Origin of the sequence: Marinomonas sp. S3726, assembly GCF_000967665.1 — a bacterium.
Classification (GTDB): Bacteria; Pseudomonadota; Gammaproteobacteria; order Pseudomonadales; family Marinomonadaceae; genus Marinomonas.
In genome coordinates, this window is record NZ_JXYC01000013.1 from 1 (window position 1) to 25,828 (window position 25,828).

Here is a 25,828-nt window from a genome sequence, read left to right on the forward strand (position 1 = left end):
AAAAGTAACACCCTGTGTTGTTACTTCTCGAAAGGTACTACATTACGTCAAAGTAACGCCTTGTGTGATACTTTTTCTGAAAAGACTGAGACGAGGTGGCTTATTCGCAGGCTCCTTAAATACATTGCTCGTAAATTGATTGGAGAAATAGATGAGGCGTTTTTTTAGACACCCAACTGATATTCCAATTTGTGTCAAAACAGCGGTCGTGAGCAAGGAAGAACAATGTGACATGAAGGACTTAAGTGAAGGTGGATTGTCTTGCTTTTTATATTCACTTATCGAAGTTGGCATGATTGTCGATATTACCATTACCTCAATTGACCCACCTTATTATGGTCAAGGGAAAATCGTTTGGGCGAAATTATGTGATGACGATAGCGCCACTCATCGTTATGAAGTCGGTATTAAATTCACTGATAATGATGAGATGTACAAGGTCAGAATGGTGCAGCAAATTTGCCATATAGAACAGTACAGACGACGCATTCTAGAAGAAGAAGGCCGAGAGCTAGACAGCAATACAGCAGCGCAGGAATGGATTCAATTATATGCCGCAGACTTTGGCCGTCACTAAGGTAAATAACTTAACCAAGATAGAACTCTATTCTCTTATGAGTATATAGCACTTATAAAGAAATAGAGTTCATCCTTATCCTCTGATAAGCAAAACAGTCCTAACTATCTTGTTTAGAAGAAAAGCTTGGCGCTTTAATCAAACGCTTTGGCATACGGAAAACCTCAAAGGCAAACAACATTCCAAGACACACTAGAATTAAACCTCCAACCTCAACCCAAGTAAGTACTTCTTCTAACAAGAATGAACCTAATAATAATGACAAAGGTGGAAGCAAAACGGAAAAAATTGCCCCTTTTGATGCACCTAACAAACTGATCGCTTTCGAATATAAATAAAGCGCGCCAATTGAAGCAAATACCCCTTGATACAAGCCTTGAACAATTAAGGTATCAGTATCAACAGCTAAAATTTGTCCACCAAATTGGTAAAGGTAAAATGGCATATAGAGCACAATAGACACCATAGAAACTAACACAGTGGCATCCCATGGATTGATCTTCCAGTATCTTGCGAGAACAGTATAAATTGACCATAAAAAACCACACATAAGGAACATAAAGTCACCAATAAGTGTGTCTTCTAGGGCCAAACTACCTAAACTATTACCTCCCACAAACACCACGCCAGCAATTATAAAGCTAATGCCTAGGATACGTGCCAGGGTGAGCTTCTCTCCTAGCCAAAGCACGCTTGCTATGGTGGTAAACAGCAACATAGAGGTAGGCATAATTATGCTAAAGTGTGAGGTAGGCGCATAAGCCATACCAGAGGTACCAACCAATACATAAGGTGCGCCTGCACCAAATGCGAGTATTACGCCTTTCCCTGCAATGGCTTTTAATTTAGCAAATCGCACAATAAATAACGGCAACAAAACTAGCCCAGAGATGCTGAACCTAAGCATAGTAATATCATAAGGCGCTAACTGACTATTCGTCGCTATTTTAGAAAGCACAGGCCAACCGGCCCAAATGACAGTGGCACTAATGCCCAAAACAATGCCTAGAATTTGATTACGATCTAATTGCCCCATCACTCACCTCACTCTTTTCGCCTAATGCAAAAAAATACTTCAAATCACGCTAAATCGCTTTAACCCGCTTTAACTAATTAAGGTGATAAGCTTAAAAGATAGATGCCGACGTTGCGCACTAAAGAACACTCATATACGCTCTTTTTATGCGTTAATTTTATTTTTAAGAGGAATAAAGACTCAATGGATAACTTTGATCATCAAATACTCAAAATTATGCAAGAGAACTGTCGAACCAGCACAGAGCAAATAGGCGCTCAAATTGGCCTTTCAGCAACCGCTTGCCAAAGGCGTATTAAGCGTTTGCGTGAAACGGGTACTATCAAAAAAGAAGTCGCTATCTTAGATAGCAAAACACTAGCAAATCATGTCACTGTCTTAGTTGAGATTATTGTGAAATATGGAGGCAGCGAAGAGATTGAAAAATTCAAACAAGCTATGCTGAGTCATGAAGAAGTTCAACAATGTTACTATGTCACAGGTAATGCGGACTTTATTTTAATTATTACCGTTGAAAATATGCATAAATACGAAGCGCTGACTCAAAAGCTATTTTTTAGTAATAATAACATCCAGCGTTTTCATACCAATGTGGTCATGGACAATGTCAAAACAGGGCTCAACATTCCCATTAATTGAAGCAATTAACAAAACCAAATTAATAATCTGACTCTTTATTTAGAACGCCCTTTTGAAGTCACTAAATAGACTCCTAATACCGTTAGCCCCATGGCAAATAAGGCAGCGGGGACTAAGCGTTCGTCAAAAAGGACCCAAGCATTGAGACTTGCTGTCGGTGGCACCAAATAAAAATAGCTAGCCACTTGTGAAGCTTCCCCTTCACGTATCAAATAAAGTAGTAAAAATGTGGCCATGAAAGACAATACTAAAATCAACCAGGTGAGTGACAAAATTAAGGTTAGCGACCATTCAATTTCTTGCGTTTCAAAGGTAAAAGACAAAATAGTGACTAGCACTAAACTACTCACATATTGCCAAAAATTAGCCGCTAATAACTCTACTTTGGCACCAAAGTGCTTTTGATAAAGACTACCAAGTGTAATCGCTAATAGTGCCAGTAAGGCATATAAAACGGCCGTAAATGAGAAGCTAAAATCAGCTACTCCCTGAGTAAATAAGACAGTAGCAATCACACCAATTAAACCAAACCCAAAACCAAAACTTTGCCTTAAGGTGAGCCTGGCTTTATAAAGATACCAACTCAAAACGACGGTTAAGATAGGTTGTCCACCGACAATAATGGCGGTTATACCAGCAGGAAGTCCGGCTTTAATGGCAGCAAACACACCAGATAAGTACACGCCATGAATTAATAAACCAGCCACCATCTGGTGTCCAATTTCTTTTTTGGTTGGCCACTTTTTGACCCAATACCAGCACATAGCCCCTAAAAGCACTAAGGTAATAAACATACGTACCATAAGCAGCGTAAAAGGTTCGATATAAACCAGCGCGTACTTGGCACCAATAAAACCAGTACTCCATAGGAACACAAAGAAAAAGGGAGCTAAGGTGATAAGTCGTGAGAACAAAACTGAGTCCTTGTTATGTAAAGCTTAATAGCTGATATACATTCAGTTTTGCAGTGTGACTGGCTTTTACTCTAAGTGAAAGTATCAAAGAGGATAAAATAGAGAAAAGCCGCCCTAAGGCGGCTTAAAATCAATTTAGATTTGCTTTCAATTTGCCTATCTAAATTAGTGGAAGGCTGATATTTGTTTAATAAACAAGTTAGCGACTATGGCTTTTCTCCCGCCGCCATTCTCTTATCAATGTCTTCAAGTACAGCCGGTAGGCTAGCAATGGTATCTATTTGATAATGTGCTCCTGAATCTTTAAAAGCCAGCCTTGCCTTAGCTCTTGCTTGAGCTAATGTCTCTTCATTAGCCGCTTCATACTCAGCTTGGGTTAAACCAGCTTCATTACCTGATAATAAAAGAGCGACTGTCCACATGCTGGCATTCAGTCCTTCTGTAATACCTGGCACTGAGTCATCAACTTTAACGCAAGCATTAACATCAGTAACCGCCAAATCAATGACGTTTTTAAGCACCATATAAGGTGCTGGTCGGCCACCAGAGGCAAGATCATCCGTCGCCACCACATTATCAGGTGCGATACCATTTGCCTTTGCAGCAGGCAATAATTCGTCAATGACACAACGAGGGTAACCCGTACAAGAACCTATTTTTAAGCCTTGCTCTCTTAACTGATTTAGTACCTGTGGCGCACCAGGGATCGGGTCAGCATGTTGGGCAACCTTTGCAATTTGCAAAGGCATAAAAACTTCATAAATATCATCGATATTCTTATTTGTCATTGGCTCGCCAAACTGAGTTAACCAACGCTCTGCAACCTCTGGAATTCGCCCAACGGCCTGAATATGATCCCATTTACCCAGCCCCATAGGAACACGTGCCTCTGCCAAGGAAACATCAAAGTCATAACCTCGTTTAAAGGCTTCCACAAAAATGGTTGTTGGCGCAAAGGACCCAAAATCAACCAAGGTGCCTGCCCAATCAAAAATAACAGCTTGTAACTTTTGCATTTTAAATCCTCTCGTTTATTTGCTATCAGGCTGAGCCCTAGCATCTATAAAAATCTAATGTCTATTAACAATGGCATATTAAAAACGGTCTATTTAAGAACCGTGAATTCAAGCTCTGACAAGGCTTGCTCTAAAATGGCTAGCGCTTCGCTTAATTCAGAACGAGTAATAATGAGAGGTGGACTAAGTTGCAGCACATTACCCTGACTCACCTTAAAACTTAGGCCTAATGCCAAACAGCGATACATCACTTGCTCAGCTTGCACCAGAGCGCGGGTTTTCTTTATAGGATCTGTTACTAACTCGATCCCCCATAGCATGCCAACGCCTCTAACATCGCCAATAATGGGAAATTTAGCCGATAACTCAGCTAATCTTGCTTTGACAAACTCATGATCTTGCCGTGTTTTTTCTAACAAATTATCCCTTTCAATCACCTCTATCATTGCCAATGCAGCAGCACAGCCTATGGGGCTTTTCTCATGGGTATAGTGGCCTAAAGACACTTGCTCAGCCGTGTTGTATTCATCCCTCGTCAGCATGGCGGCGAAAGGCACGACGCCTGCGCCTAAACCTTTACCTATACAGAGAATGTCTGGCTCTATGTCATAGTATTGATGGCTAAACCAATGTCCTGTTCGCCCCATGCCATTAGGAATATCATCTAATATCAAGAGCACATTATGGCGATCGCAGATTTCTCTTACTCGCTTCCAATAAGCCTTACTTGGCACTTGAACATCGGTATTACGCACAGCTTCTGCGATAAAAGCACCAACGCCCCCTTCTTTTTCAATCACATACTCTAAGTAGTCTGCATAATGAAGGTCACTACCATCGGGTGAAGGTAAAGCGCCACGATAACTTACCGCTGGTGGAATGCGCTCAACACCAGCCATCAATGGTCCCATGTTTTCTCTAAAACAGGCTTCACCACCGACTGAAATTGCATCCATGGAAGCGCCATGAAAACTGTCCCACAGTGAAATCACCTTGGCATTTCCTGTCACATGCCGTGCAAGTTTTAGCGCCATACCAACAACTGAAGTACCACCTGGCGCAAAAAGCACACGATTTAAAGACTCTCCAGCAATGCTAGTGAGCTTAGCTGCACAATCAACAGCGACTTGATGAGTAAAGCGCCTTGGAGCGAAAGGTAAATCAGCTAATTGAGTTTGTATTTTCGCTATCACATGAGGATGTCCATGACCTAACTGATGAACATTATTGCCATGAAAGTCCATGTATTTATGGCCAGCTAGGTCTTCTAAATAAATCCCTTTGGCAGCAACTAAGGCATCCAAGCAAGGTGTTGACATAGCCTGATGCAAAAAATGGCGGCTATCTTGTGATAGCAGATCCTTAGTTTTTTGATCGTGACTTTGTTCTATCCAGTCTTGTCTTGCAGCACTGGTATTTGTATCCCCTTCGCTGCAAGCACTTTGCGGATTAAGCGGTGAGATTTTCATATTCTATTTCAACCAGTACATAGCATTGCTGATGGCTAAAATAAGACGCTCAATATCCCTAGGATACACATCCCCGATATTGCCAATTCTAAAACAGTCCGCATCAGATACCTTGCCTGGATAAATAACAAAGCCTTGTTTTTTCAATGCATTATAAAAATCTTTGAACTTGTAACCTTGCTCTTTTGGTGAGTAAAAAGAGGTAATAATCGGCGAGTGATGGCTTTCGTCTAATAGACACTTAAAGCCCAATCCTTGCATACCTTCAACCAAGATTTTTTGGTTTTGTGAATAACGTTGATATCTGGCTTCTATACCACCTTCTTCCTCTAGTTCTAGCATAGCTTGAGCAAAGGCCCTTACCGTGTGAGTAGGAGAAGTAAAGCGCCACTTACCCTTGTTCGCTTCCATACATAACCATTGCTGATAAAGGTCTAATGAGAGCGATCTTGCTTGACCTTGGCAGACTTCTAATCGCTTTTTATTAGCAATCACAAAACCAAAACCTGGTACACCTTGGATACATTTATTCGCAGAACTAATGAGAAAATCTATGCCTAATTCAGACATATCAAGCGGTATACCACCAAAGCTAGACATGGCGTCTAAAATCATAACCTTGTCATGCTTTTTAACTGTCTCACAAACGGTTTTAACGGGATTCAGCATGCCAGTGGTTGTTTCACAATGCACCATGGCAACATGGGTAATCTGAGCATCTTGTTGCAAAACTTCATCTATCATGGCGGCACTTGGCATGGCCATTTCACCCAGCTCAAAGACATGACAATCTAGTTCTAAATAGCTCGCAATTTCTGCCATACGTGCCCCATAAGCACCGTTATTAACCACCAGCAATTTACCGCCTTTTGGTATCACAGTCCCAATCGTTGCTTCCACTGAAGCGGTACCACTTCCTTGCATCAAGGTCGCTGTATATTGTTCTGCATTTGATGCTGATACGGCTAATGAAACCAGTTTAGATCGTATGACCTGCACTATGTCTAAATTGTATTCATCATCCCAAGTACACCAATCTTGTAGCATGGCTTCACGTACTGTTTTTGTCGTTGTTAAAGGGCCTGGGGTGAGAAGTAAGTATTGATTTTCAAGATTTCGCATTCAAAAACTCCATTTGGTATATACCAGTTTGGAGAAACTATACTGACTCTTTCACTTTCTTGTAAAGCCATAAATGAAAATTTCATAAGAGAAGTATTTTAAATACTGTGTCTTTTAATGGATTTTGACACGATAAACTCATGATATATGCAATATCTCATTGTCATCAAAACTTAATATAATGACTTATCTTTGAAACATGAGTGTCATATTCCTTTTCTAGTATGAAACAAACAATCTGGTAAATACCAAAAGGAAAACTTATGAAAACCTTCTCTAAGCTCCACACGTCTTTATGTTTTAGTGTCACTTCTCTATGTGCTGCCATGTTCACTAGCTCACTTGCAAGTGCAAAAGAGCTAACTGTTTACACGGCTTTTGAAACAGAGCAACTTGCACCTTACAAAGCAGGTTTTGAAGCTGAAAACCCAGATATCACTATCCGTTGGGTGAGAGACTCTACTGGCATAATGACGGCAAAACTCTTAGCTGAAAAAAATAACCCTCAAGCAGAAGTCATTTGGGGGCTAGCTGGCTCTTCTATGGCTCTACTTAAAAACGAAGGCATAGTAAAACATTATGTACCACAGGGTTTGGCCGAAACTCGCTCCTATCTAAATGACCCTGAAGCACAACAAGCTTGGTTCGGTAATGATGCTTTTTTCAATGCCGTATGCTTTAACGAAAGAGTTGCTAAGACAAACAACTTACCTAAGCCAAACAGCTGGAAGGATTTAACTAAGTCGGTTTATCAAGGACATATTGCCATGCCAAACCCAGCCTCTTCTGGTACGGGTTATATGCAAGTCTCAACTTGGCTACAAACCATGGGAGAGCAAAAAGCATGGCAATTTATGCAAGAGCTTGATCAAAACATTGCTCACTACACCCACTCCGGCTCTAAACCTTGCGTACAGGCAGCTATGGGGGAAGTAGCAATTGGTATTTCTATGGCAAGCCGTGGTGCCAAGTTAAAGTCACAAGGTGCACCCATTGATATTCTTATGCCAAGTGAAGGCATAGGTTGGGAAGCGGAAGCGGTTGGTTTAGTAAACACTCAATCAGAAGCGGCTAAACGCCTTGTCGAGTGGTCTTTGTCTCGAAAAGCCAATGAACTTTACAGCCAATTCTATCCTATTGTGTCTCACAAACAGGTTAATAAAAAAGTGGCGAACTATCCTGACGTTGAAAAAGCCATGGTGAAATTGGACTTTAGCGCTATGGCACAAGGTAGAAGCTCCACACTGGCAATCTGGTCTCAAAAATTTGATGCCAAGTCTGAACCAAAATAAGGCTTTACATTTTTTGTGGTAAGCCACTTTTTTTGGCTTACCACAAAATTAAAAGTCTCTTAGCTAACGTCATCATGCGGTCACACAGCTAGCGTAAAACTCATCACCTACTAGACAAGAATAGGGACGCCCATGTCAGCCTACTTAAATATACATAAGCTCAATAAATCCTTTGCAAACTTTAAAGCCTTGGAAGATATCTCTCTTAGTGTTGAAGAAGGAGAGTTTATTTGTTTTTTAGGACCATCAGGCTGTGGTAAGACCACCCTATTACGCTGTATTGCAGGTTTAGAAATTGCAGACCAAGGCTATATTACTCAAGCAAGTAAAAATATCACTCGATTACCCGCAAGCCACAGAGACTTTGGTATTGTCTTTCAGTCCTATGCACTTTTTCCCAATTTGAGCGTTGCTGACAACCTTGCTTTGGCTCTCAAACAGCAAGGTCATAATAAAAAAGAAGTGCAAAAGAAAGTTAACCACTGGCTGTCTGTTATTGACCTCGCGGGTTCTGGCGATAAGTTCCCAAGCCAACTATCCGGCGGTCAGCAACAAAGAGTCGCACTTGCAAGAGCGCTAGCTTTATCGCCAGGGCTACTTTTACTCGATGAGCCTTTATCCGCGCTTGATGCCAAGGTTAGACATCATTTGCGTACAGAAATTTGCCAATTACAAAAGCAACTTGGCATCACCACTATAATGGTGACTCACGACCAAGAAGAAGCCATGGTAATGGCGGATAAAATTGTGGTGATGAATCACGGCAAGATAGAGCAGGTAGGCACTCCCAGTGAAATTTACCTAGAACCGGCCTCCCATTTTGTCGCTAATTTTGTCGGTAGTATGAACTTTCTCCCAGCACAACTTGGACAAGATAATGAATTTAGATTGGCAGGCCAAAGTTTTTCTCCACTTTGGCCTGAGTTTATTAGTGACTACATAGAGAATACAGAATCGGATGTTCAGCAATCTCTTATTTTAGGCGTTCGTCCCGAAGATATTCAATTCTCGAACATTGAAGAGAGCAACCAAAATCTTGCCTCTAACATCAGTTTTCCTATCAATATTCAATCGCTTACCTTTCAGGGTGCAAGTATTAAAGTTGACTGCCAACTTTTAAAAGATAAAGAAAAAAGAACTAGTGAAACAATAGTGCAGGAAATACAGGTCGAAATCCCTTTGCAAGAAAGCCTGAATTTAGATTTAAAAATTGGTGATCACAAGCAAATCTTCTTCCCCCACAACAAGCTTCACTACTTTCGTACTGAGATAAGCCAATGATAACAACTAAAATGAAAACAACAGGTGCTCAGGTACTGGATTATCATCTTGGTTATCAAGAGCAATCCACTACTCAAGAAACGACACTTGCTTCCAAGGAAGACACTCCTAGAAATATCCCTAGTAAGGATTTTCTTGACGCCTTTGTAACGATTGAAGAGAAAAGAGAACCGACTAAAACAAGCACCAGACAAAAAACATTTGCTCTTGAAACAAATCCAGCAACCAATCAAACGAGTTGGCTCTCGTTTCTTAACACTGATACCTTGATTAAGTTCACCTTAATTAGTCTATTGAGCCTAATGCTTTTCATCTTTACGGCTGCGCCACTTTTTAGCATGTTGCAAAAAAGTGTACTGGATAGCCAAGGAAGTTTTGTCGCACTAAGCAATTTTATCCATTACCTACAAAGCCCAACCCTTAGGCAATCCTTTATCACAACATTAACACTCGGGTTTTCGGTTAGTGGCATAGTTTCAGTTCTAGCCTTTGTTTATGCCTATGCGATTAATCGCTCTTGTATGCCGGGCAAAAACATTTTTGCAAATATTGCTTTAGGCCCTATTTTCGCCCCTTCACTGCTCCCTGCTATTAGTTTGATTTACTTATTTGGCAATCAAGGTTTAATAAAAGAGGTGCTATTAGGTCATTCGATTTACGGCATGATAGGCATAATGATAGGGCTTGTGTTTTGGTGTTTCCCCCACGCATTTATGATTATCAATACCGCATTAAAGACGACAGATGCAAGGTTATATGAAGCCGCATCGGCACTAAAATTGTCACCAATTAAAACCTTTTTTACCGTCACTCTTGCCACAGCAAAATATGGTCTAATTAGTGCGTTTATGGTGGTTTTTACCTTAGCTGTTTGTGATTTTGGTGTTGCTAAAGTAATAGGTGGAAATGTAAACGTGATGGCCACAGACATATTTAAGCAAGTGGTCGGTCAGCAGAATTTTTCAATGGCAGCGGTTACCAGTGTGTTATTACTCTTACCCGCACTTATTACCTTCATCTTGGACAATAGAGTACAAAAGAAACAACAGCAGCTCTTTAGCTCTAACTCAATTGTTTATAAGCCTAAACCAAATATGAAGAAAGACCTCGCCTGCTTCGCTTTTTGCAGCACCATTGCTTTACTGATTCTTTGTATCTTGGGGATGGCGTTATATGCTTCCTTGGTCAAGTTCTGGCCCTGGAATATGAGTATTAGCCTAGATAACTACCAATTTAGCCAATTCAGTGTATACGGCTGGCAGCCTTACTTCACTTCGCTCAAACTAGCTAGTTTAGTTGCTATTATTGGCGCTTTGCTTATCTTTGTTGGTGCTTATTTACTAGACAAGGGGCAGTTGAACAAAGGCCTAAAACAAGTATTACAAATGCTTTGCTTACTGCCTATGGCCGTACCTGGCATGGTACTTGGTTTGGGTTATATCTTCTTTTTTAATCACCCAAGTAATCCTCTTAATTTACTATATGGCACCTTAGCCATTTTAGTCATCAATACGCTGGTTCATTACTACACAGTGGGACATCTCACGGCATTAAGTGCATTAAAACAACTGCCACAAGAGGTTGAATCTGTTGCAGCCTCTCTCAAGGTTCCTCAATATAAGATTTTCTTTAAAGTCACCTTGCCTGTGTGCTTTCCTGCGATTTTAGACATTGGTATTTATCTGTTTATCAATGCCATGACGACCACCTCTGCCATCATCTTCTTATATTCAAGTAATACGCTCCCTGCTGCTGTTGCTGTATTGAATATCAGTGATACAGGTAACTTGGGGGCAGCGGCGGCCATGGCCAGTCTTATCATGCTCACTTGTGTACTCGTAAAAATAGTCCACGGACTGTTACAACAGACCTTTTATTCTAAGTTTCAAGCTTGGCGTCAACCTAGTTAGCTTTTCAGGCACCTACTTTAGTAAAGAAGGTGCCTTTGTTATGATTCCCCAAATACCCCACTCGCTTTTAATGATAGGAAACGCTTTTTTTGCAGTATCTAAAAATAATGGAATCCATCAATGAACAAATTGAAGCTGGATTACTCGCCCCTGGAAGTAAGTTTCCCGCTGAAAGAAAACTAGCAGAGACCTTTAATACTAGCCGAGTAACATTAAGAGAAGCCCTCTCCTTATTAGAGTCTGATGGAAAAATCTTCCGTGAAGATAGGCGTGGTTGGTTTGTATCACCTACAGCACTTGCCTATGATCCAACAAATACCGACAACTTTAAAACTATGGCAATTAAAGCCAAACGTGAACCTAGGTCTGAGTTGCTGAGTGCGGAGTTATTACCTTGCCCAAGGGATGCAGCCAAGTTATTAGGAGTAGAAGCCTTTACTCAGGTGTATAAGTTAGAAAGGTTGCGTTTTTTAGATAATAGGCCCGTTGCTGTCACAATAAATTATGTGATCGCTGAATATTTCCCAGAGTTACAAGAAAAAGATTTTATAGCGTCTCTTACCCATACCTATAAGGAAGATTACGACATTCTTTATAGCCAAACCCGATATCATATTCGAACTAGTTCATTACAGGGGGAGATTGCGCAAGCACTTAGAGCAACATCAGGAAGCCCAGCCATGCTAGTAGAAAGAGTCAATCATGACCAAAATGGCCGCTTAATCGATTGCGATCTAGAATATTGGCGCCACGATGCCATTAATATTCAGTCCGTGGCGACCTTAATAAAAGAATAGATAAAAAATACTGACACAAAAAAAGAAGGTATTTCTTTAGGAGAACACCTTCTTTCTAAAACTTCCATTTGAGCCTTATACCAAGCTTATTGCGAATTAAAGAATACCAAAGGTAATTTCTAACTCTTGGTTTTTCACAATGATGGATTGCAAGGTAGCTTTAGCAATCTTCTGTTTTACATCCTGATCATTTAGTACATAAACAGGACGCTGAGATAAAGTTCTAGTCAGGCTAGACTGGGCAATTTTTTTCAGTTCTGGCTGAATTTCTGGTGGAACGCCATTAAGGCTCAATTCAATTAAACGAGCATTTTTGAAATACAGTGCTCCTTCAGCCTGATTGTAATCAAGTTGACCTACCACATGAACTATCCCATCCCCTTGCAAACCGCCCGGAGCAGTCACATTAATATGAGATTTAAGGCCTAGCTCATCAGAACCTTCTATCAAGTCAATTTTTGGATCAGATAGGGTGATTGTCATAAAGTATTTCTTTTTAACAATCGGCATTACTTTCTCAACTTCTTGTTGCAGCTCTGCTTGAGTAAAATTTTGCGTATAAGAAAAAGCATTTGCAAAGCTAGTCATTGCGATAAAAAGGCAGGTAATTAGTAGTTTCATTTCATTCTCTCAAATATTAATTAATAACAAGGTAACCTACGAATAAGTTCCTCGATTTTCTTGCCTGCTCAAAATCCTTTACATAAAACGAGAATCTAAACTCGAATACTAATAGCAGTTTACTCGCACCTTTTACATTAAAAGGTGATTAATTTCAGGTTATCTAGCCTAACCATCAAAGCTTAAAGAAGCCTTAAGGATTTATAAAAAGAAAGCTGTTATTCATCCCTACTTAAGGCCTTCTTTAGGGTTAAAGCAAAGCTATCTGTCTCATTATAAATTTGTATTTTACCCTTAAAAAGCGCTTTTTTGCCTCTAAAAGAGTGGAAAAAGTGAACATAATTGAAGAAATAAAGACCTTCAAAAAACCACTCATTTGGCCTTCGTCTGACCCATATCATTTTTAAAACACAAGTTTACACTAAAATGAAATTGCCATTATTTCAGTAAACTTTTCACTACAAATAAGCGCTCTCAAGGCATATACACTGTTCGTGAACTAGTGAAAACTTTACCGACATTTGTATTAGCTTTAGAGTATTTACTGAGAAAACTATGAGAATAAACAACCCAGTCACAGGCAAAGAACAAAGCTACCCAGAAGATTTTAACATCCTATCTATTGTCTCCCCTTCTAGTCATATTACCCATGTCAGTAAGGACTTTGTTAGCCTTTCTGGGTTCAGTGAATCTGAGCTATTGGGACAGCCTCACAATATTGTTCGACATCCAGATATGCCAGAAGCGGCTTTTGAAAATTTATGGGATAACCTCAAGCAGCAAAAATCTTGGATGGGGCTGGTAAAAAACCGCTGTAAGAACGGAGATCATTATTGGGTTGATGCCTTCGCTTCTCCCATTATTCAGAATGGTAAAACAACCGAGTATCAATCAGTACGTTTAACACCAAAAAGAAAGCATGTGGAAAATGCAGAAAGGATTTATGCAAAAATCCGTTCTGGTAAGAGCCCTCTCGCACTTAAGCTTCCTCGTACACGACTCTGGCAAAGAGCCTGCCTCAGCTTCTTACCTTGCTTAGTTATTTCCTATTTTATCCAAAGTGTGTCGCCAATTGGTGCTTTGGCATTTTTATTCTTAACTAGCTCATTAGCAACCTATTGGCTTACCAGGCCATTAGAAGCCTTAAGTAAAGAGTCGAGAAAGATCTTTGATAATCCACTTATGGAACTGATTTATAACGACAAAATCAACGATATTTCTGAAATAAAGTTAGCCTTAAAAATGCGCCAATTCGAAGTAAATGCCATAGTAGGTAGGATTCAAGATTCGAATATCCAGCTAGGTTCCTCTGCCCAAATATCCAGTAATAATGGCTCGATGACAGCGGATAACTTGGATAAACAAACCCAAGAAACAGAGCTGGTTGCTACTGCTGTTGGCCAAATGAATGCCACTGCCAATGAAATTCTTGAAAATGCAGTCAATACGTCTGATGCTGCAAAGCAAGCTAATGATGCCACCACAGATGGATTACAAGCAGTAAGCGAAACCGTTAACTCAATTCATAGTCTTGCGGGCCAACTCAATAATGCATCACATGTGATAGGCCAATTAGAAGAGCACGGCAAAACAATTAATGATGTATTAGGTGTTATCGAAGGCGTTGCAGAACAAACTAACTTACTGGCACTTAACGCTGCAATTGAAGCGGCTAGAGCGGGAGAACAAGGCCGAGGCTTTGCGGTAGTTGCTGATGAAGTCAGGGCTTTGGCTAAACGCAGTCAAGATTCAACCAAGGAGATTCAGGAGGTTATTACTCAAATTCAGGGAGCGACTTTAGATGCAGTATCAGCCATGAAAGAAGGTAATATCCAAGCGGATATCTGTGTAGAAAGCGCAGAGCGTACTGGTGAAAAGTTACGAGCATCCTCTAATCAGGTAAAAGACATTTCAAATAAAAACGATCAAATTGCCAGCGCTATTCATGAGCTGGCCCAAGTCTCAAGTGAAATGAATGCCAATATTCAATCTATCAGCGACGTTTGTAACAGCACTTCATCGCTAGCAAATGAAACCGTGAAAGAGTGCTCTAGTTTAAGTCAGCAGCTAGGAGATCAAGACTCCCTGGTTAAGCAATTCCGACGTCTGGCCTAACAAAACCAGCTAACCGTAAAGCAGTTTAGCTTTATGGTTAGCTGCTATATTCCATTTAACAAGCACCTGCTCGCTATTTAAGTGGCATATAAATGTCAGTGAGTAATTCACTTGGAGGAACTTGCCTAGGGTCATTCAAGTACTCTTCAAAAGGCGGTTTATCCGCAACTTCATGGCCTGATTCAGGTAACCAAGTACCGAAAAACCAACGATAAGCGCTGTGCATATCCGCATAAGGGCCTTTAAAATGCAAAACAGCGTATTTACCGGCATCTATTTGATACTGCTCTAAAGGCGCATCTAAACTAGGCTGCTTTTCTAACGCTAACGTTAACCCAGCAAGAGAACGCAAATCTTGTTCTGGCGTATTATCAGGGTCATGAAAATATACCCCCATCATTCGGCTATCTTGATCAAATAATTGACGCATTCCCGCCCATCCTAGGAGCTTTTCAAATGCTTGCCCTATGTTCATATAAGAACCTTGATGAGGATAAGCCACTAAGGCTAGATCTTGCTCGACTTGCTCTAGCGTGACCGAAAACTCATTATTCAATTTGGCATCTTGCATACTCATTTTCTCCCTCGCCACCTCATGTGGCGTTAATAAGTGGGTTTGATGATTGGTTTTAACCTGCCTTTGCTGTCGAAAACCGACTGGAGGAAGGCCAAATTCAGCACTGAAAGCACGGGAGAAGGATTGAAGGTGACGATAACCCGATTGTTTCGCCACTTCTTCAATCGCTAAATCAGTATTCACCAACAAACCAGCTGATTTATGCAACCGTAGACGTTTGATCATACTAGAGAGGCTTTCTCCATAAATACTGGTATAAATTCGATGCAGGTGATATTGAGAAATACCCGCTACTTCAGCCATTGTGATTAAATCCAAACTCTCATTTAAGTGTGAGTAAATATAATCAATAAGCTTTTGCAATCGTGATTCATAACGTACTTTAGATACCGCCATTCAAACTTTCCCTTCATGGTTTCAGTAAAATCAGTTTAACAAGTGCCCATTTAGCAAATCTTGCTCAATTTACGCCATTACAAATCTTTCTTTTGAGTAAGCGTATAGGCTAATAAAAAGTCCAAGAATGCCTTATTAGCATGGGATAAATAACCATGCTTTCGCCACGCTATATTTAGATCTAAAAAAATAGGAGGATCAAAAGGTCGAGTAATCAAAGCCTCATCATCTTGGGTTACCATAGCAAGCAAGGTGGAGATACCAAACCCTTGTTTAATAATAGATTTTATAAGAGGAAGTAGGTTTGTTTCAAAACCAATGTTAAGACTTGCTCCCGTCTCTTTTGCTAATCTATCAACCGCTTTTCGATGAAAATAACCTTGCTTAAACATCACTAACTCTTGTGAAAAAAACTGCTCTGGGGTGATTTTTTCAAGTTCAGTGAAGGCGTGTGTTTCATCCACTGTGACTAGCATTTCTTCGGTTAAAATAGAACGCATTTCCAAGCTGTCAGGCACATCTTCTGCGACAACAACACCAAGGTCAATTTCTCCCTTTTCTATTTTATGTTGAAGGTCTGAGGTTCCACCTTCTATGACTTCAAGGTTGAGCATAGGGTATTGATGCTTAAATGCCATCAGAATAGGCGGAAAATAATATGAACCCAGCATGCTAGAAATACCGATTCTCACATCGCCTTTTACTAAGCCCCTGCGCTCATTCATCTCCAATTCCGCATCATCATGTGTCTGAATAATTCTTTGAGCATATTGATAAAGCGCTCTGCCCTCATCAGTCAGGCTGACTTTACGATCAGCGCGATGAAGTAAAGTTAATTCAAGATCTTGCTCAAGTTTTTGGATAGACATGCTCACAGCAGGCTGAGCCACACCTAGTCTTGATGCGGCTTTGGTAAAACTTAAATCATCTGAAACGGCTAAAAAATATCTAAGCTGCTTAATTTCCATCAACAATCCTTATAGATTTGATCATTAATATGAATTTTATTGATTTTAAATGTCTGCGTATAGTCAATTTATCTTAAGCACAATAGAGTAATGACAGTGATACAGACAGGCAGTAAAATTTTTTGGCGAGCGAACCTAGCCCTACTTATTGGTTCTTTTATGGTATTTGCCAATGTTTATGTGACCCAACCTTTGTTGCCAATGATAGCCCGCCAATTTGGCATCTCTAGTCTAGAAGCAAATGCGAGCTTTACTATAACAACCTTTGTTTTAGGTTTGTCTTTGCTGATATTCGGCCCTCTTTCAGATGCACTCGGTAGAAAGTGGCTAATGCTAGCGGCCATGCTGGGTATTATTATCACCACCCTTGCTCTGGCTTTTGCCTCCCAATATCAAGACTTATTAATATTGAGAGGAGTACAGGGGTTCTTTTTAGCCGGTCTGCCTGCCATGGCAATAGCCTATCTTGCAGAAGAATATCAATCTGATGCTATGACAATTGCTGTGGGTCTATACATTGCAGGAAACTCTTTAGGAGGCATTGGAGGCCGTCTGTTAGGAGGCTTTCTAGGAGAATGGCAAGGCTTAAGCAATACCTTTCTTATCATGGCTGGTATCTCAAGTTTCTGCCTAATTAGCTTCGCTTATTTACTGCCTAATTCTCAGCACTTTTCTGCAAAAACCTTAAGTTTAAGTACTATTTTAGGCAACTTTAGACAGCATCTAGCAAATAAGTACCTCATCATCGCCTATCTCATTGGAGGTTTAAGCTTTTTTATTTTTATTAATCAATATAGCTATATTACTTTTGTTCTTGAGTCAGCCCCATATTCACTCTCTAGTAAATTAATAGGCATGCTGTTTTTAACCTATTTAGCAGGCACATGTGCTTCTTCTTTATCAGGAAAACTAGCCCTTAAATACTCTCAGCCTACTTGTATGATGCTGGGTACAAGTTTTTTAATACTTGGCTCTCTAATCACGCTAGAATTAAGTCTCTTTGCCATCATTTTTGGCTTAACAATAAACAGCTTTGGCTTTTTTCTGACTCACTCCACTGCAAGTGCTTGGGTCAGTAAACAAGCAAGTCGCTCCAAAGTAAAAGCCAATGCGAGTGCAAGTGCCCTCTATCTGACCTTCTATTATATGGGGGCAAGTTTTGGCAGTTTTTACCTTGATCCATTCTGGCAAGCCTATGGCTGGAACGGGGTTGTAATGGCATCACTCTTTGCATTAATTGTTATATTTTTACTGGGCTTATCCTTATTCAAAACAAGATCGGAGATAAACCCACAAATCATATAAATTCAATTTGAGATGTCTTTAAACATCCAGGATCACAGTTATGATGGTGACCTTTTCCAATCATCCCAATAAGGTAAACTCTGATCAAACTGCTCTTCTAGAAAACTCAAAAATACACTGACTTTTTTAGCAAGATATTGCCTCTGGGGATAAAGCGCAACGAGGTTTTTATACGGCATTTGATAGCCTGTTAATAAAGGGATTAAGTTCCCTTTTTTAATTTCCTCACCTGCAATAAAACTAGGTAAGCGCCCCACTCCTAAACCCGTTAACAGGGCTTCTTTCAATGCGTCACTGTTGTTTACCTGATAATTGCCTTTTACTTCGACCCTAACGTCTTCATCATTGCGATTAAAAAACCACTCATTTGAAGTCGAGTGATATGAGTATAAAAGGCAGTTATGTTGCACTAAGTCAGCAGGCTCCTTGGGGGAACCAAACTCTTCTAGATAATTTGGGGCAGCACAAATCACACTGTGTAATGGCGCTAGAGGCTTAGCAACCAAACTGGAATCTGGAAGGTCTCCCGCCCTTAACGCAAGATCATATCCCTCTGATATCACATCAGACCAGGTATCGCTTAATTCCAGTTGGATACTGATCTTAGGGTAAGCTTTTAAAAACTTAGGGATAATAGGGGCAATATGACTACGCGAAAAAGACATAGGCGCACTGATTCTTAATACACCTTGCGCTTCTTGCTGCAAACCCGTTGCAGCACTTTCAGCCTCCTTTGCCGCTTCAAAGGCTCTTTGAGCGTGTTGATAATAGCGTTCACCCGCCTCAGTTAAGCTCAGTTTTCTGGTAGATCGGTATAAAAGCTTTACACCTAACTGAGCCTCTAAAGCACTAATCCGCTTGCTCACACCAGAGTTAGAAAAACCTAACACTTCTGCGGCTTTTGAGAAGCTACCTTGCTCAACTACTGAAATAAAGACAGGAATACTGTTAATTTCAAACATAAAACCACCAATTATTAACTTTTTTTCATTAATCATCTTCCCATAAGCGGGCTTATCAAACAATCGCCCTAGCACTAAGCTTTACCTACTAACTCATGTAAGGAGAGAAATATGATCCGTTTAGAACATGTAAATTTGGTGGTAAAGGACATAGAAGCTAGTTGCTCTTTTCTTCTAACAGCTTTTCCTGAATGGGAAATTAGAGGAGAAGGTAAAAGTGAATGGTATGGCGTTTTTCGTCGTTGGTGCCATGTGGGTACCCAGGAAAACTACATCACCCTAAATGATGGTGGCACATCAGAAAACCGTAATTTAAAAAGCCATGATATGGGCCTAGCTCACATAGGTTTTGAGGTAACAGAACTTGAAGAAATTGCTCAGCGTCTGAAGGATAAGGGCTATGAAATTGCGACGATTGGCGCCGACCATCCCTATCGTAAAACTTTATATTTTATTGACCCAGCGGGGTTTGAATTTGAGTTCATCGAGTACTTGTCAGATCAAGACGCACAGAGAAATTTATACGGTGGTGAAACGTCTGGCATTACTCGAGTAGCAAGCGCCTAAAAAGCCATTAAGACTAACAAGGTAAAACTTAAATATCAGGAGATACTCACATGCAAGCAAATCAGTTTATGAAGCGTCTATATCAGGCTGTCGATGAAAAAAGCCTAGATAAACTCTCTCTTTTTCTAGCTGATCAGGTCAACTTTAAACTAGCAAACTTTCCTAGCACACAAGGCAAGGTCGCTGTACTAGAAGCAAACAAAGCTTTCTTTACTAGCATTCAAAGTATGCAACATAGGTTAGACAATATTTGGCAGGTGGAAGGCGGACTCATCTGCCATGGTGAGGTAAGTTATATTCGATTAGATCAAACAAAGACGAGTGCGAATTTTGCCACTATTTTAAAGCTAGAAGATGACAAGATAGTCGATTATTTAGTCTATGCAGATCTAAGCCAACTTTAAAAGCTGGCCATAAGGAAAAGTAGCTGACTATCAGATAACCTGCTATTTCTCTAATGCATAGATCTCTTCGTTGATGACTTCCATTCGCTCAAGTACAACCGCTTGAGCATCTTGAAGACCCTTGTTATAAAAACTAGACCCAAATTCCTTAGCAATAAAATCTAATAAAAATTCTGCTTCAAAACCGCCAAGATCTAATTCAAACTCTGCTGACATATGCTGCTTTAGCTTAGGGATTAATTTATCTTTTTCTAGTTGAGTAAAGGTAAATTTAGACATATTCGTTTTCACTCTTTATTAAATTAGGCGTCTTTAGCGGGAAAGCTTCTTGCGATAGCACAGGTTGCCTTTGCATTTTTATGCTTAGGTAAGACTAACTCTGGCTCAGTCTCAGTAATTTTTTGACAACCAACGAGGCACGCAGACTCAGCCACACCATAGACTCCAACTGTATTAAAAATATAATCTGAATGTGTGCTTAGTAAGCGCTTCATTGGGCTTAACTCGTCAATACTCCAAGTTCTAAAAGGCTTATTATACTTTTGCGCTAAAGCAATTAAATTCACTTCATCCGCTTTAATATCAATACTATGGAAGCTATCTATTTGCTCGATAGAAAGGCCAGCTTTTAGCAGGCTCTCATGCATTAACTCTTCTAGATACACCAGAGCACAATCCCTTTCACATCCCATACCGATACTATATACAGGCCTTAAATAAGGAGATGCAGTAGTAATAACTAACTGTGCCTTGATCAGCGAAGATACTTGATAGGCCCAATCATTTGCTCCCCCTTCATGACCAGACAGAAGTGGTATAACAAAGTCACCCATTTCATCAAGAACAAGCACTGGTGGGTCTTGATATTTGTTTTCTAACACAGGTGCTAAAGTGCGCATAACAATGCCAGTAGCACAAATAAAGATCAGCTTATCACCTTGTTTAAAAGCTTCTTGTACCTGCTCTGCAAAAGGGCTTGGCTTATAGTTCACCTTAATTTCATCACTAGGCAAGACTTGTTCTAATTTTTTGGCTAGGCATAAACCTAGTTCAGTCAAAGCAAAAATTTGAATCATGAATAGCTATCCTTATGCCTTTTTTCATCACTTCTTGTCACCAGAAATAATGAAAAATAAGGCCCTGACTCATCCTTTAAGTTAGTAATATCTGTAACTATTTTTTGATTATTACGTCCAATATATTCTAAATATTGGGCCTCTTTCACACGCTTTGTTTGCTCTAATGCAGCTAGAATCTTTGATCTGGCACGGCCTGCCTTCATGATAACTACCGTGTCATTCTGAGTAAGAGCCGATTCTAATTGCCCCTGAGTATGACGCCCGCTAACTATCGTAAAAGATTCTTTAAGCATGGTTAAAGGGTGGACTAAAGCAGAGGATGCAGCATGTACAGACGAAATACCGGGTACAGACAAACACTCAAACTCAGTATTTAATCTATCTAGCAGGTATGCAAAAGAACCAAAAAACAGAGGATCACCTTCACATAAAAAAACCACATCTAAGCCCATTTTTAACTGAGCCTTAATAGAGATCGCCGCCTCATCATAAGCCTGATTAGCCAAGCCTCTATCAATCGACATGGGCATCTGAATGCCGATATGCACTTGCTCACGAGAACATGAACCAAACGCTTCACTGGCAATCGTTAATGCCTGAGATTGCCCTTTATCATTGGCTAAATAGCAAACCACAGGCGCGGCTTGAATTAGTCTTAGTGCCTTTAACGTAATAAGTTCTGGATCACCTGGCCCTACGCCCACCCCAATAAAACGGCCTTTAACTAGGTCTGTCCGAGAGTTTTGAATACTTGCAGAAGTAAACACAGAAGGCATAAGGCACCACAGAGAATTGTTTGCCCCGTACCTTGAATAAAACAGCTAGGGGCAATGGATTAATAGAGAATAAGACTAGTTTAGTTTTCTAAATCTAAACAGAGTGACAGGCAAACTTGGGCGATAGACTTGCTGGCCAGCAAGCAAATCTAATTTAGATTGAGAGACTTGCTTCGATTCCGTTTCTGCATCGCCCGCCTCTAACCTAGCTTGGAAAAACTGCTGTAACGCTAACTTAGTATTCTCAGTCACGGCACTTGCTACTAATACACCATTCGTATCAAGTGTTTGCCAAACATGTGAAAGTATCGAATCTAAATTACCGTCACTACCGCCGATGAATACCTTATTTGGCTTAGGCAAGGTTAATAAGGATTCAGGGGCTCTGCCAGAAACAAGAGAAAGGTTATTCATTACACCAAAACGAGTACGATTAGCAGAGAGACACTCTTGTCTGCCTAGATGATGTTCTACTGCATAGATATGAGCTTTTTCGTGCCAGTAACTCATCTCAATCGCAACACCACCACAACCTGCGCCAACATCCCAAACCACATCTGTATCACAAATCTGCAGTAACGAAAGGATAGATAAGCGAACATCACGCTTAGTAATCATGCCTTTGCCATCACCTTTATCCGTGATGTACTTCTCATCTTCAATGCCTGGAAACTCAGGAAAAAAGCTCGTCTGATTTGAGGTTTCTATCACCACAACATTTAGCGAATCAAAAACCAGTGACTTAAGCTCAACAAGATCCGCAGCAATAAAGTGGCTGAGTTTTTCTTGTTGGTAACCAATTGCTTCACAAATATGCAATTTGGATTGAGAAAGGCCAGCATCAATACATTCTTTTGCGAGCACTTGAGGCGTGCTGTTAGAATCAGTTAATAGAACAAGGGTTTTATTCGCTTGTAAATGACGACGTATGGTTTCAACAGGTCTTCCATGAACACTGACAACCTGAGCATTTTGTAGTGAAATACCTAGTTTATGGCACGCTGCCTGCACGCTCGAAACGGCAGGAGTAAAACGTAATTGTTTAGCGTCAAAATGGCGACTTAACCAACCGCCGATTCCAAAAAATAATGGGTCTCCGGAGGCTAAAACAACAATATTGTTTTTGCCATCTTGTTTAAAGCTTTCAAACCTTGCTTTAAGCTCCTTAATAGGCGGTAAAACCTGACGATAGCCACTCACTTGGCCATTATCACTTGCATCTAGATAATCTGCGACAGTTTCTAGTTGACGTACTGACCCCATAACACAATCAGCTTGGTTCAAAATATCTTGTGTTTCTTGATCGAGTTTAACGTTTTCTTTTACGCCTAATCCAACCACATGTATCAGCAGTTCATTCACTGTTGAACCTGTAGAATCTAACTCAGATAAGGTTAATTCTGGCACTTTCCACTCCGTTGCAAATACGCACTAACATTAAATTTCGATACAAGAGGCTAGTAGTACTCACCAATATTACATCTTAATAAAGCATTACAACTGGCTGACGATACCGCACTGCCTCCTATTCGAGACAGCAAGGTAATACATTCAACCCCTAATTCTTGGTGGCAATCCCACAAAGCCTGCTTGGACTCCGCCGCTCCCACAAAACCTACTGGCATAGCTATGATAAGGGCTGGCTTTTCAGCCCCCTTTTTAATCATTTCCATTAATCTAAATAAGGCAGTTGGTGCATTTCCAATAACAACAACACTACCAGCTAAATAAGGACGCCATAGCTCTAGTGCAGCCATAGAACGCGTTTCACCTTTTTGCCTAGCTAGAGCGGGGGTTTGTTCATGGTTTAAAAAGCACATAGGCTCTTTATTCACCATTCGCTTAGTAATCCCCTGCTTCACCATTTCTACATCACATAGAATGTTGGCATTGAGAGCTAATGCATCTCTACCAGCAGTACAGGCATTCAAACTAAACCTAACCTGAGATGCTGCTTCTGGTAACCCCATACTATGTACAATTCGCATAACAACTTGTTGCTCATCTAGACTAAAGCTATCTAGTTGAGTCAGTTCTCTAATTTGTAGGAAGCTGTTTTTTTCGATAGTTTGGGGGTTTAACTCGTATTCAAATTTCAAAAGTTTATCCGTATTTAGCAGCAATGTTAGCGAGGTTTTATTCGACTCTGCATAATAGCATCAGCACATTCAATTAATGAGTCAAACTCTCGATTTGGCTCTAATAATATTGGCCGTTCCAAGATTAAAACTTTTAGTCCCATATCCTGAGCAACTTGTAGTTTTGCTGATGTTGAGCTACCACCACTATTTTTACTTACAATAACATCAATATCTTGCGTTTGAATCAATATTTTTTCATCTTGATACAAAAAGGGTCCAATTGCCTTTACCCAATGCAGTTTTGTCAGTTTTTCGTAACAGAATTTGGGTGGTACAGCCGTTCTCCATACAAGTTTTTTAAAATTATCTTGCTCATGCAAGCACATTAGCGCCTCTAAGCTCAATTGCCCTGCGCTTAATAAAGGACAAGAATACTTCTCTAGAAGTGCAACCAATTCGTCAAAGTTTCGATAAAATTGCCAGTCATCTTTATCTGTCGCTACCCAAGCAGGTCGATGAAAGCGCCATACTGGCACCTCAGTTTCTTTAGCAGTAACCACAGCTTGATCACTCATTTTTTGAGCATAAGGGTGAGTAACATCTAAGATTAGTTCTATTCCATTTTCTTTAACATACTGAGTTAGCCCACCGAACTGAGTAAAACCTCCGACTAGTATTTCGCAATCAAGATCAGGGGTTCTCACAAGACCTGCAATACTATAAATCACGTCTACATTCTGCGTAATTAAACGATCACATAGTCGACGGGCATCCGCTGTGCCACCTAACAAAAGTATTTTCATCGTGTTGCGGCCTCTTTCGCACTAGCAATAAACTCTCCTTTACGATTAATCGCCCATACCTCAAGTTCAATATGATAAGGAATATAATGTCGACAAAAAGTAAGCGCTTTTTCACACACAAAAGCCGCTAAATCGATATAACTCTCATTACAATGCTTTAAGGCCTCAATACTGGTATTGGCACTTCTAATCTTTGTCAGTAAAGTTTCAGTCGCCCCTTGCTCTGCTGCTATTTGCGCTAACTGCTCAAAATCAATACTTGAAACTCTGCTATTCAGGTCCATATGACCATTAGCTAATTTGGTCAACTTGCCAAAACCACCACAAATGCTCAGCTTAGTTAAACCTTTATTCGCTTTTTCCAACTTACGAATATGCTTTAAAAGTGCACCAACAAAATCTCCCATTTCAATTAATGCGGTTTCATCTAACTGATAATGCGCTTTAATCGCCGCTTCACTGGCATTACCTGTTGTCGCGGCAAGGTGAGTAAAACCATTGGCTCTTGCCACATCAATCCCTTGATGAATAGAAGCAATATAGGCAGCACAAGAAAAAGGCCTAACAATCCCAGTCGTGCCCAAAATGGATAAGCCGCCCAATATGCCTAACCTAGGATTCATGGTTTTAAGCGCGATTTGCTCACCGTTCTCTACGCCTACTTTTACTTGGAAACCACCTTGATAGCCCAGCCCTTCGGCCAAGGATTGTAGATGCTCCTGCATCATTTTTCTTGGTACAGGGTTTATAGCGGGTTCCCCTATCGCCAATACCAGACCCGTTTTGGTAACAGTTCCAACCCCTTCTCCAGCTAAAAAAGTAATGCCTTTTTTAGCTGTTAGCGTAAGTTCGACAAAAATAGTTGCACCATGGGTGGCATCAGGGTCATCTCCAGCATCTTTAATTGTGCTAACTCTGATACCTTCATTGAGCACTTGGTATGCAAGTATATCTAGGCTAACTAACTGCCCTTTAGGCAAGTTCACTTCAACTTTTCGAGCTAGGTTATCTGGTTTTACTAATAGAGCTTGAGCTGCAGCGACACAACAAGCAGTAGCACAACAGCCAGTTGTCAGCCCTGTTCGTAAGGTTTGTACCTTTTCGCTGCTTTCAGGCCACAT

General features: G+C 40.4%; 26 protein-coding genes. 10 read left to right on the forward strand and 16 right to left on the reverse strand.

What is annotated here, in order from left to right; all coding sequences use genetic code 11:
• Window positions 1-151: 151 nt before the first annotated feature.
• Entirely contained in the window at window positions 152-577 is a 426-nt protein-coding gene (locus TW85_RS12400) for a PilZ domain-containing protein (RefSeq protein WP_046017455.1), read from the forward strand.
• A gap of 100 nt (window positions 578-677) precedes the next feature.
• Here TW85_RS12400 and TW85_RS12405 read toward each other — a convergent pair whose 3' ends face one another.
• Window positions 678-1,613 carry a DMT family transporter gene (locus TW85_RS12405; protein ID WP_046017456.1) on the reverse strand — a complete coding sequence of 312 codons (936 nt, stop codon included), beginning with the start codon at window positions 1,611-1,613 and terminating at the stop codon, window positions 678-680.
• A gap of 183 nt (window positions 1,614-1,796) precedes the next feature.
• Here TW85_RS12405 and TW85_RS12410 point away from each other — a divergent pair, with 183 nt between their 5' ends.
• Window positions 1,797-2,252, forward strand: coding sequence for an Lrp/AsnC family transcriptional regulator (locus tag TW85_RS12410; RefSeq protein WP_046017457.1), 456 nt, complete (start codon window positions 1,797-1,799; stop codon window positions 2,250-2,252).
• Between the two features lie 35 nt (window positions 2,253-2,287).
• Here the strand turns inward: TW85_RS12410 and TW85_RS12415 are convergent, their stop codons facing one another.
• From TW85_RS12415 to phnW, 4 genes are all read right to left on the reverse strand, one after another.
• A complete protein-coding gene (locus TW85_RS12415; protein ID WP_046017458.1) occupies window positions 2,288-3,166 on the reverse strand; it encodes a DMT family transporter in 879 nt (292 codons plus the stop codon).
• 206 nt (window positions 3,167-3,372) lie between these two features.
• A complete protein-coding gene (gene phnX, locus TW85_RS12420; protein ID WP_046017459.1) occupies window positions 3,373-4,182 on the reverse strand; it encodes a phosphonoacetaldehyde hydrolase in 810 nt (269 codons plus the stop codon).
• Between the two features lie 89 nt (window positions 4,183-4,271).
• Window positions 4,272-5,651: an aspartate aminotransferase family protein gene (locus tag TW85_RS12425; protein ID WP_046017460.1), complete on the reverse strand. Its 1,380-nt coding sequence runs from the start codon at window positions 5,649-5,651 to the stop codon at window positions 4,272-4,274.
• A gap of 3 nt (window positions 5,652-5,654) precedes the next feature.
• The gene (phnW, locus tag TW85_RS12430; RefSeq protein ID WP_046017461.1) at window positions 5,655-6,773 is read right to left on the reverse strand and encodes a 2-aminoethylphosphonate--pyruvate transaminase; all 1,119 of its coding nucleotides are present in this window, start codon (window positions 6,771-6,773) and stop codon (window positions 5,655-5,657) included.
• A gap of 263 nt (window positions 6,774-7,036) precedes the next feature.
• On the opposite strand from phnW, the gene TW85_RS12435 reads away from it, so the two are divergent.
• The 4 genes from TW85_RS12435 (at window position 7,037) to phnR (ending at window position 12,053) form a co-directional block, all read left to right on the forward strand.
• Window positions 7,037-8,065, forward strand: a complete 1,029-nt coding sequence (locus tag TW85_RS12435) for a putative 2-aminoethylphosphonate ABC transporter substrate-binding protein (RefSeq protein ID WP_084616281.1) — start codon at window positions 7,037-7,039, stop codon at window positions 8,063-8,065.
• Between the two features lie 132 nt (window positions 8,066-8,197).
• Window positions 8,198-9,346, forward strand: coding sequence for a putative 2-aminoethylphosphonate ABC transporter ATP-binding protein (locus TW85_RS12440; RefSeq protein ID WP_046017462.1), 1,149 nt, complete (start codon window positions 8,198-8,200; stop codon window positions 9,344-9,346).
• Window positions 9,343-11,256 (forward strand): putative 2-aminoethylphosphonate ABC transporter permease subunit, encoded by a 1,914-nt coding sequence (locus tag TW85_RS12445; protein ID WP_238326209.1) that lies wholly within the window; start codon window positions 9,343-9,345, stop codon window positions 11,254-11,256. Before TW85_RS12440 ends, TW85_RS12445 begins: the two co-directional genes overlap by 4 nt.
• Window positions 11,257-11,345: 89 nt before the next feature.
• Window positions 11,346-12,053 (forward strand): phosphonate utilization transcriptional regulator PhnR, encoded by a 708-nt coding sequence (gene phnR / locus TW85_RS12450; RefSeq protein ID WP_046017463.1) that lies wholly within the window; start codon window positions 11,346-11,348, stop codon window positions 12,051-12,053.
• Between the two features lie 96 nt (window positions 12,054-12,149).
• Here the strand turns inward: phnR and TW85_RS12455 are convergent, their stop codons facing one another.
• Window positions 12,150-12,674, reverse strand: a complete 525-nt coding sequence (locus tag TW85_RS12455; protein WP_046017464.1) for a DUF1439 domain-containing protein — start codon at window positions 12,672-12,674, stop codon at window positions 12,150-12,152.
• Between the two features lie 555 nt (window positions 12,675-13,229).
• Here TW85_RS12455 and TW85_RS12460 point away from each other — a divergent pair.
• The gene (locus tag TW85_RS12460) at window positions 13,230-14,789 is read left to right on the forward strand and encodes a PAS domain-containing methyl-accepting chemotaxis protein (RefSeq protein ID WP_046017465.1); all 1,560 of its coding nucleotides are present in this window, start codon (window positions 13,230-13,232) and stop codon (window positions 14,787-14,789) included.
• Window positions 14,790-14,862: 73 nt separating this feature from the next.
• On the opposite strand, the gene TW85_RS12465 is transcribed toward TW85_RS12460, so the two are convergent.
• Together TW85_RS12465 and TW85_RS12470 are read right to left on the reverse strand one after the other, a co-directional pair.
• On the reverse strand, window positions 14,863-15,762 hold the full coding sequence (locus TW85_RS12465) for an AraC family transcriptional regulator (RefSeq protein ID WP_046017466.1): 900 nt from the start codon (window positions 15,760-15,762) through the stop codon (window positions 14,863-14,865).
• Between the two features lie 77 nt (window positions 15,763-15,839).
• The gene (locus TW85_RS12470) at window positions 15,840-16,730 is read right to left on the reverse strand and encodes a LysR family transcriptional regulator (protein WP_046017467.1); all 891 of its coding nucleotides are present in this window, start codon (window positions 16,728-16,730) and stop codon (window positions 15,840-15,842) included.
• Window positions 16,731-16,826: 96 nt separating this feature from the next.
• On the opposite strand from TW85_RS12470, the gene TW85_RS12475 reads away from it, so the two are divergent.
• Window positions 16,827-18,035, forward strand: a complete 1,209-nt coding sequence (locus TW85_RS12475; protein WP_202904861.1) for an MFS transporter — start codon at window positions 16,827-16,829, stop codon at window positions 18,033-18,035.
• A gap of 38 nt (window positions 18,036-18,073) precedes the next feature.
• On the opposite strand, the gene TW85_RS12480 is transcribed toward TW85_RS12475, so the two are convergent.
• Window positions 18,074-18,997 carry a LysR family transcriptional regulator gene (locus tag TW85_RS12480; protein WP_046017579.1) on the reverse strand — a complete coding sequence of 308 codons (924 nt, stop codon included), beginning with the start codon at window positions 18,995-18,997 and terminating at the stop codon, window positions 18,074-18,076.
• Between the two features lie 111 nt (window positions 18,998-19,108).
• Here TW85_RS12480 and TW85_RS12485 point away from each other — a divergent pair, with 111 nt between their 5' ends.
• Both TW85_RS12485 and TW85_RS12490 read left to right on the forward strand, forming a co-directional pair.
• Window positions 19,109-19,564: a VOC family protein gene (locus TW85_RS12485; protein WP_046017469.1), complete on the forward strand. Its 456-nt coding sequence runs from the start codon at window positions 19,109-19,111 to the stop codon at window positions 19,562-19,564.
• A gap of 50 nt (window positions 19,565-19,614) precedes the next feature.
• Window positions 19,615-19,968, forward strand: a complete 354-nt coding sequence (locus TW85_RS12490; RefSeq protein WP_046017470.1) for a nuclear transport factor 2 family protein — start codon at window positions 19,615-19,617, stop codon at window positions 19,966-19,968.
• A gap of 42 nt (window positions 19,969-20,010) precedes the next feature.
• Here TW85_RS12490 and TW85_RS12495 read toward each other — a convergent pair whose 3' ends face one another.
• The 7 genes from TW85_RS12495 to TW85_RS12525 all read right to left on the reverse strand — a co-directional run bounded on the left by TW85_RS12495 (window position 20,011) and on the right by TW85_RS12525 (window position 25,828).
• A complete protein-coding gene (locus TW85_RS12495) occupies window positions 20,011-20,247 on the reverse strand; it encodes a DUF2164 domain-containing protein (protein ID WP_046017471.1) in 237 nt (78 codons plus the stop codon).
• A gap of 23 nt (window positions 20,248-20,270) precedes the next feature.
• Window positions 20,271-21,044, reverse strand: coding sequence for a cobalamin biosynthesis protein (locus tag TW85_RS12500; RefSeq protein ID WP_046017472.1), 774 nt, complete (start codon window positions 21,042-21,044; stop codon window positions 20,271-20,273).
• Window positions 21,041-21,823: a precorrin-2 C(20)-methyltransferase gene (gene cobI, locus TW85_RS12505; protein ID WP_046017473.1), complete on the reverse strand. Its 783-nt coding sequence runs from the start codon at window positions 21,821-21,823 to the stop codon at window positions 21,041-21,043. The genes TW85_RS12500 and cobI overlap by 4 nt, the downstream gene beginning before the upstream one ends.
• Before the next feature lie 75 nt (window positions 21,824-21,898).
• On the reverse strand, window positions 21,899-23,230 hold the full coding sequence (cbiE, locus tag TW85_RS12510; protein ID WP_238326210.1) for a precorrin-6y C5,15-methyltransferase (decarboxylating) subunit CbiE: 1,332 nt from the start codon (window positions 23,228-23,230) through the stop codon (window positions 21,899-21,901).
• Window positions 23,231-23,280: 50 nt separating this feature from the next.
• Window positions 23,281-23,922, reverse strand: a complete 642-nt coding sequence (locus tag TW85_RS12515) for a precorrin-8X methylmutase (protein ID WP_046017474.1) — start codon at window positions 23,920-23,922, stop codon at window positions 23,281-23,283.
• A gap of 26 nt (window positions 23,923-23,948) precedes the next feature.
• Window positions 23,949-24,707 (reverse strand): precorrin-6A/cobalt-precorrin-6A reductase, encoded by a 759-nt coding sequence (locus tag TW85_RS12520; RefSeq protein ID WP_046017475.1) that lies wholly within the window; start codon window positions 24,705-24,707, stop codon window positions 23,949-23,951.
• The gene (locus tag TW85_RS12525) at window positions 24,704-25,828 is read right to left on the reverse strand and encodes a cobalt-precorrin-5B (C(1))-methyltransferase (RefSeq protein WP_046017476.1); all 1,125 of its coding nucleotides are present in this window, start codon (window positions 25,826-25,828) and stop codon (window positions 24,704-24,706) included. The genes TW85_RS12520 and TW85_RS12525 overlap by 4 nt, the downstream gene beginning before the upstream one ends.

What these genes read in the sequence shown, in the direction of transcription:
- TW85_RS12400 (WP_046017455.1), top strand. Translation starts at nt 152, where the DNA reads ATGAGGCGTTTTTTTAGACACCCAACTGATATTCCAATTTGTGTCAAA.
- TW85_RS12405 (WP_046017456.1), bottom strand. Translation starts at nt 1,613, where the DNA reads ATGGGGCAATTAGATCGTAATCAAATTCTAGGCATTGTTTTGGGCATT.
- TW85_RS12410 (WP_046017457.1), top strand. Translation starts at nt 1,797, where the DNA reads ATGGATAACTTTGATCATCAAATACTCAAAATTATGCAAGAGAACTGT.
- phnX (WP_046017459.1), bottom strand. Translation starts at nt 4,182, where the DNA reads ATGCAAAAGTTACAAGCTGTTATTTTTGATTGGGCAGGCACCTTGGTT.
- TW85_RS12425 (WP_046017460.1), bottom strand. Translation starts at nt 5,651, where the DNA reads ATGAAAATCTCACCGCTTAATCCGCAAAGTGCTTGCAGCGAAGGGGAT.
- phnW (WP_046017461.1), bottom strand. Translation starts at nt 6,773, where the DNA reads ATGCGAAATCTTGAAAATCAATACTTACTTCTCACCCCAGGCCCTTTA.
- TW85_RS12435 (WP_084616281.1), top strand. Translation starts at nt 7,037, where the DNA reads ATGAAAACCTTCTCTAAGCTCCACACGTCTTTATGTTTTAGTGTCACT.
- TW85_RS12440 (WP_046017462.1), top strand. Translation starts at nt 8,198, where the DNA reads ATGTCAGCCTACTTAAATATACATAAGCTCAATAAATCCTTTGCAAAC.
- TW85_RS12445 (WP_238326209.1), top strand. Translation starts at nt 9,343, where the DNA reads ATGATAACAACTAAAATGAAAACAACAGGTGCTCAGGTACTGGATTAT.
- TW85_RS12455 (WP_046017464.1), bottom strand. Translation starts at nt 12,674, where the DNA reads ATGAAACTACTAATTACCTGCCTTTTTATCGCAATGACTAGCTTTGCA.
- TW85_RS12460 (WP_046017465.1), top strand. Translation starts at nt 13,230, where the DNA reads ATGAGAATAAACAACCCAGTCACAGGCAAAGAACAAAGCTACCCAGAA.
- TW85_RS12465 (WP_046017466.1), bottom strand. Translation starts at nt 15,762, where the DNA reads ATGGCGGTATCTAAAGTACGTTATGAATCACGATTGCAAAAGCTTATT.
- TW85_RS12470 (WP_046017467.1), bottom strand. Translation starts at nt 16,730, where the DNA reads ATGGAAATTAAGCAGCTTAGATATTTTTTAGCCGTTTCAGATGATTTA.
- TW85_RS12480 (WP_046017579.1), bottom strand. Translation starts at nt 18,997, where the DNA reads ATGTTTGAAATTAACAGTATTCCTGTCTTTATTTCAGTAGTTGAGCAA.
- TW85_RS12485 (WP_046017469.1), top strand. Translation starts at nt 19,109, where the DNA reads ATGATCCGTTTAGAACATGTAAATTTGGTGGTAAAGGACATAGAAGCT.
- TW85_RS12490 (WP_046017470.1), top strand. Translation starts at nt 19,615, where the DNA reads ATGCAAGCAAATCAGTTTATGAAGCGTCTATATCAGGCTGTCGATGAA.
- TW85_RS12495 (WP_046017471.1), bottom strand. Translation starts at nt 20,247, where the DNA reads ATGTCTAAATTTACCTTTACTCAACTAGAAAAAGATAAATTAATCCCT.
- TW85_RS12500 (WP_046017472.1), bottom strand. Translation starts at nt 21,044, where the DNA reads ATGATTCAAATTTTTGCTTTGACTGAACTAGGTTTATGCCTAGCCAAA.
- cobI (WP_046017473.1), bottom strand. Translation starts at nt 21,823, where the DNA reads ATGCCTTCTGTGTTTACTTCTGCAAGTATTCAAAACTCTCGGACAGAC.
- TW85_RS12520 (WP_046017475.1), bottom strand. Translation starts at nt 24,707, where the DNA reads ATGAAAATACTTTTGTTAGGTGGCACAGCGGATGCCCGTCGACTATGT.
- TW85_RS12525 (WP_046017476.1), bottom strand. Translation starts at nt 25,828, where the DNA reads ATGTGGCCTGAAAGCAGCGAAAAGGTACAAACCTTACGAACAGGGCTG.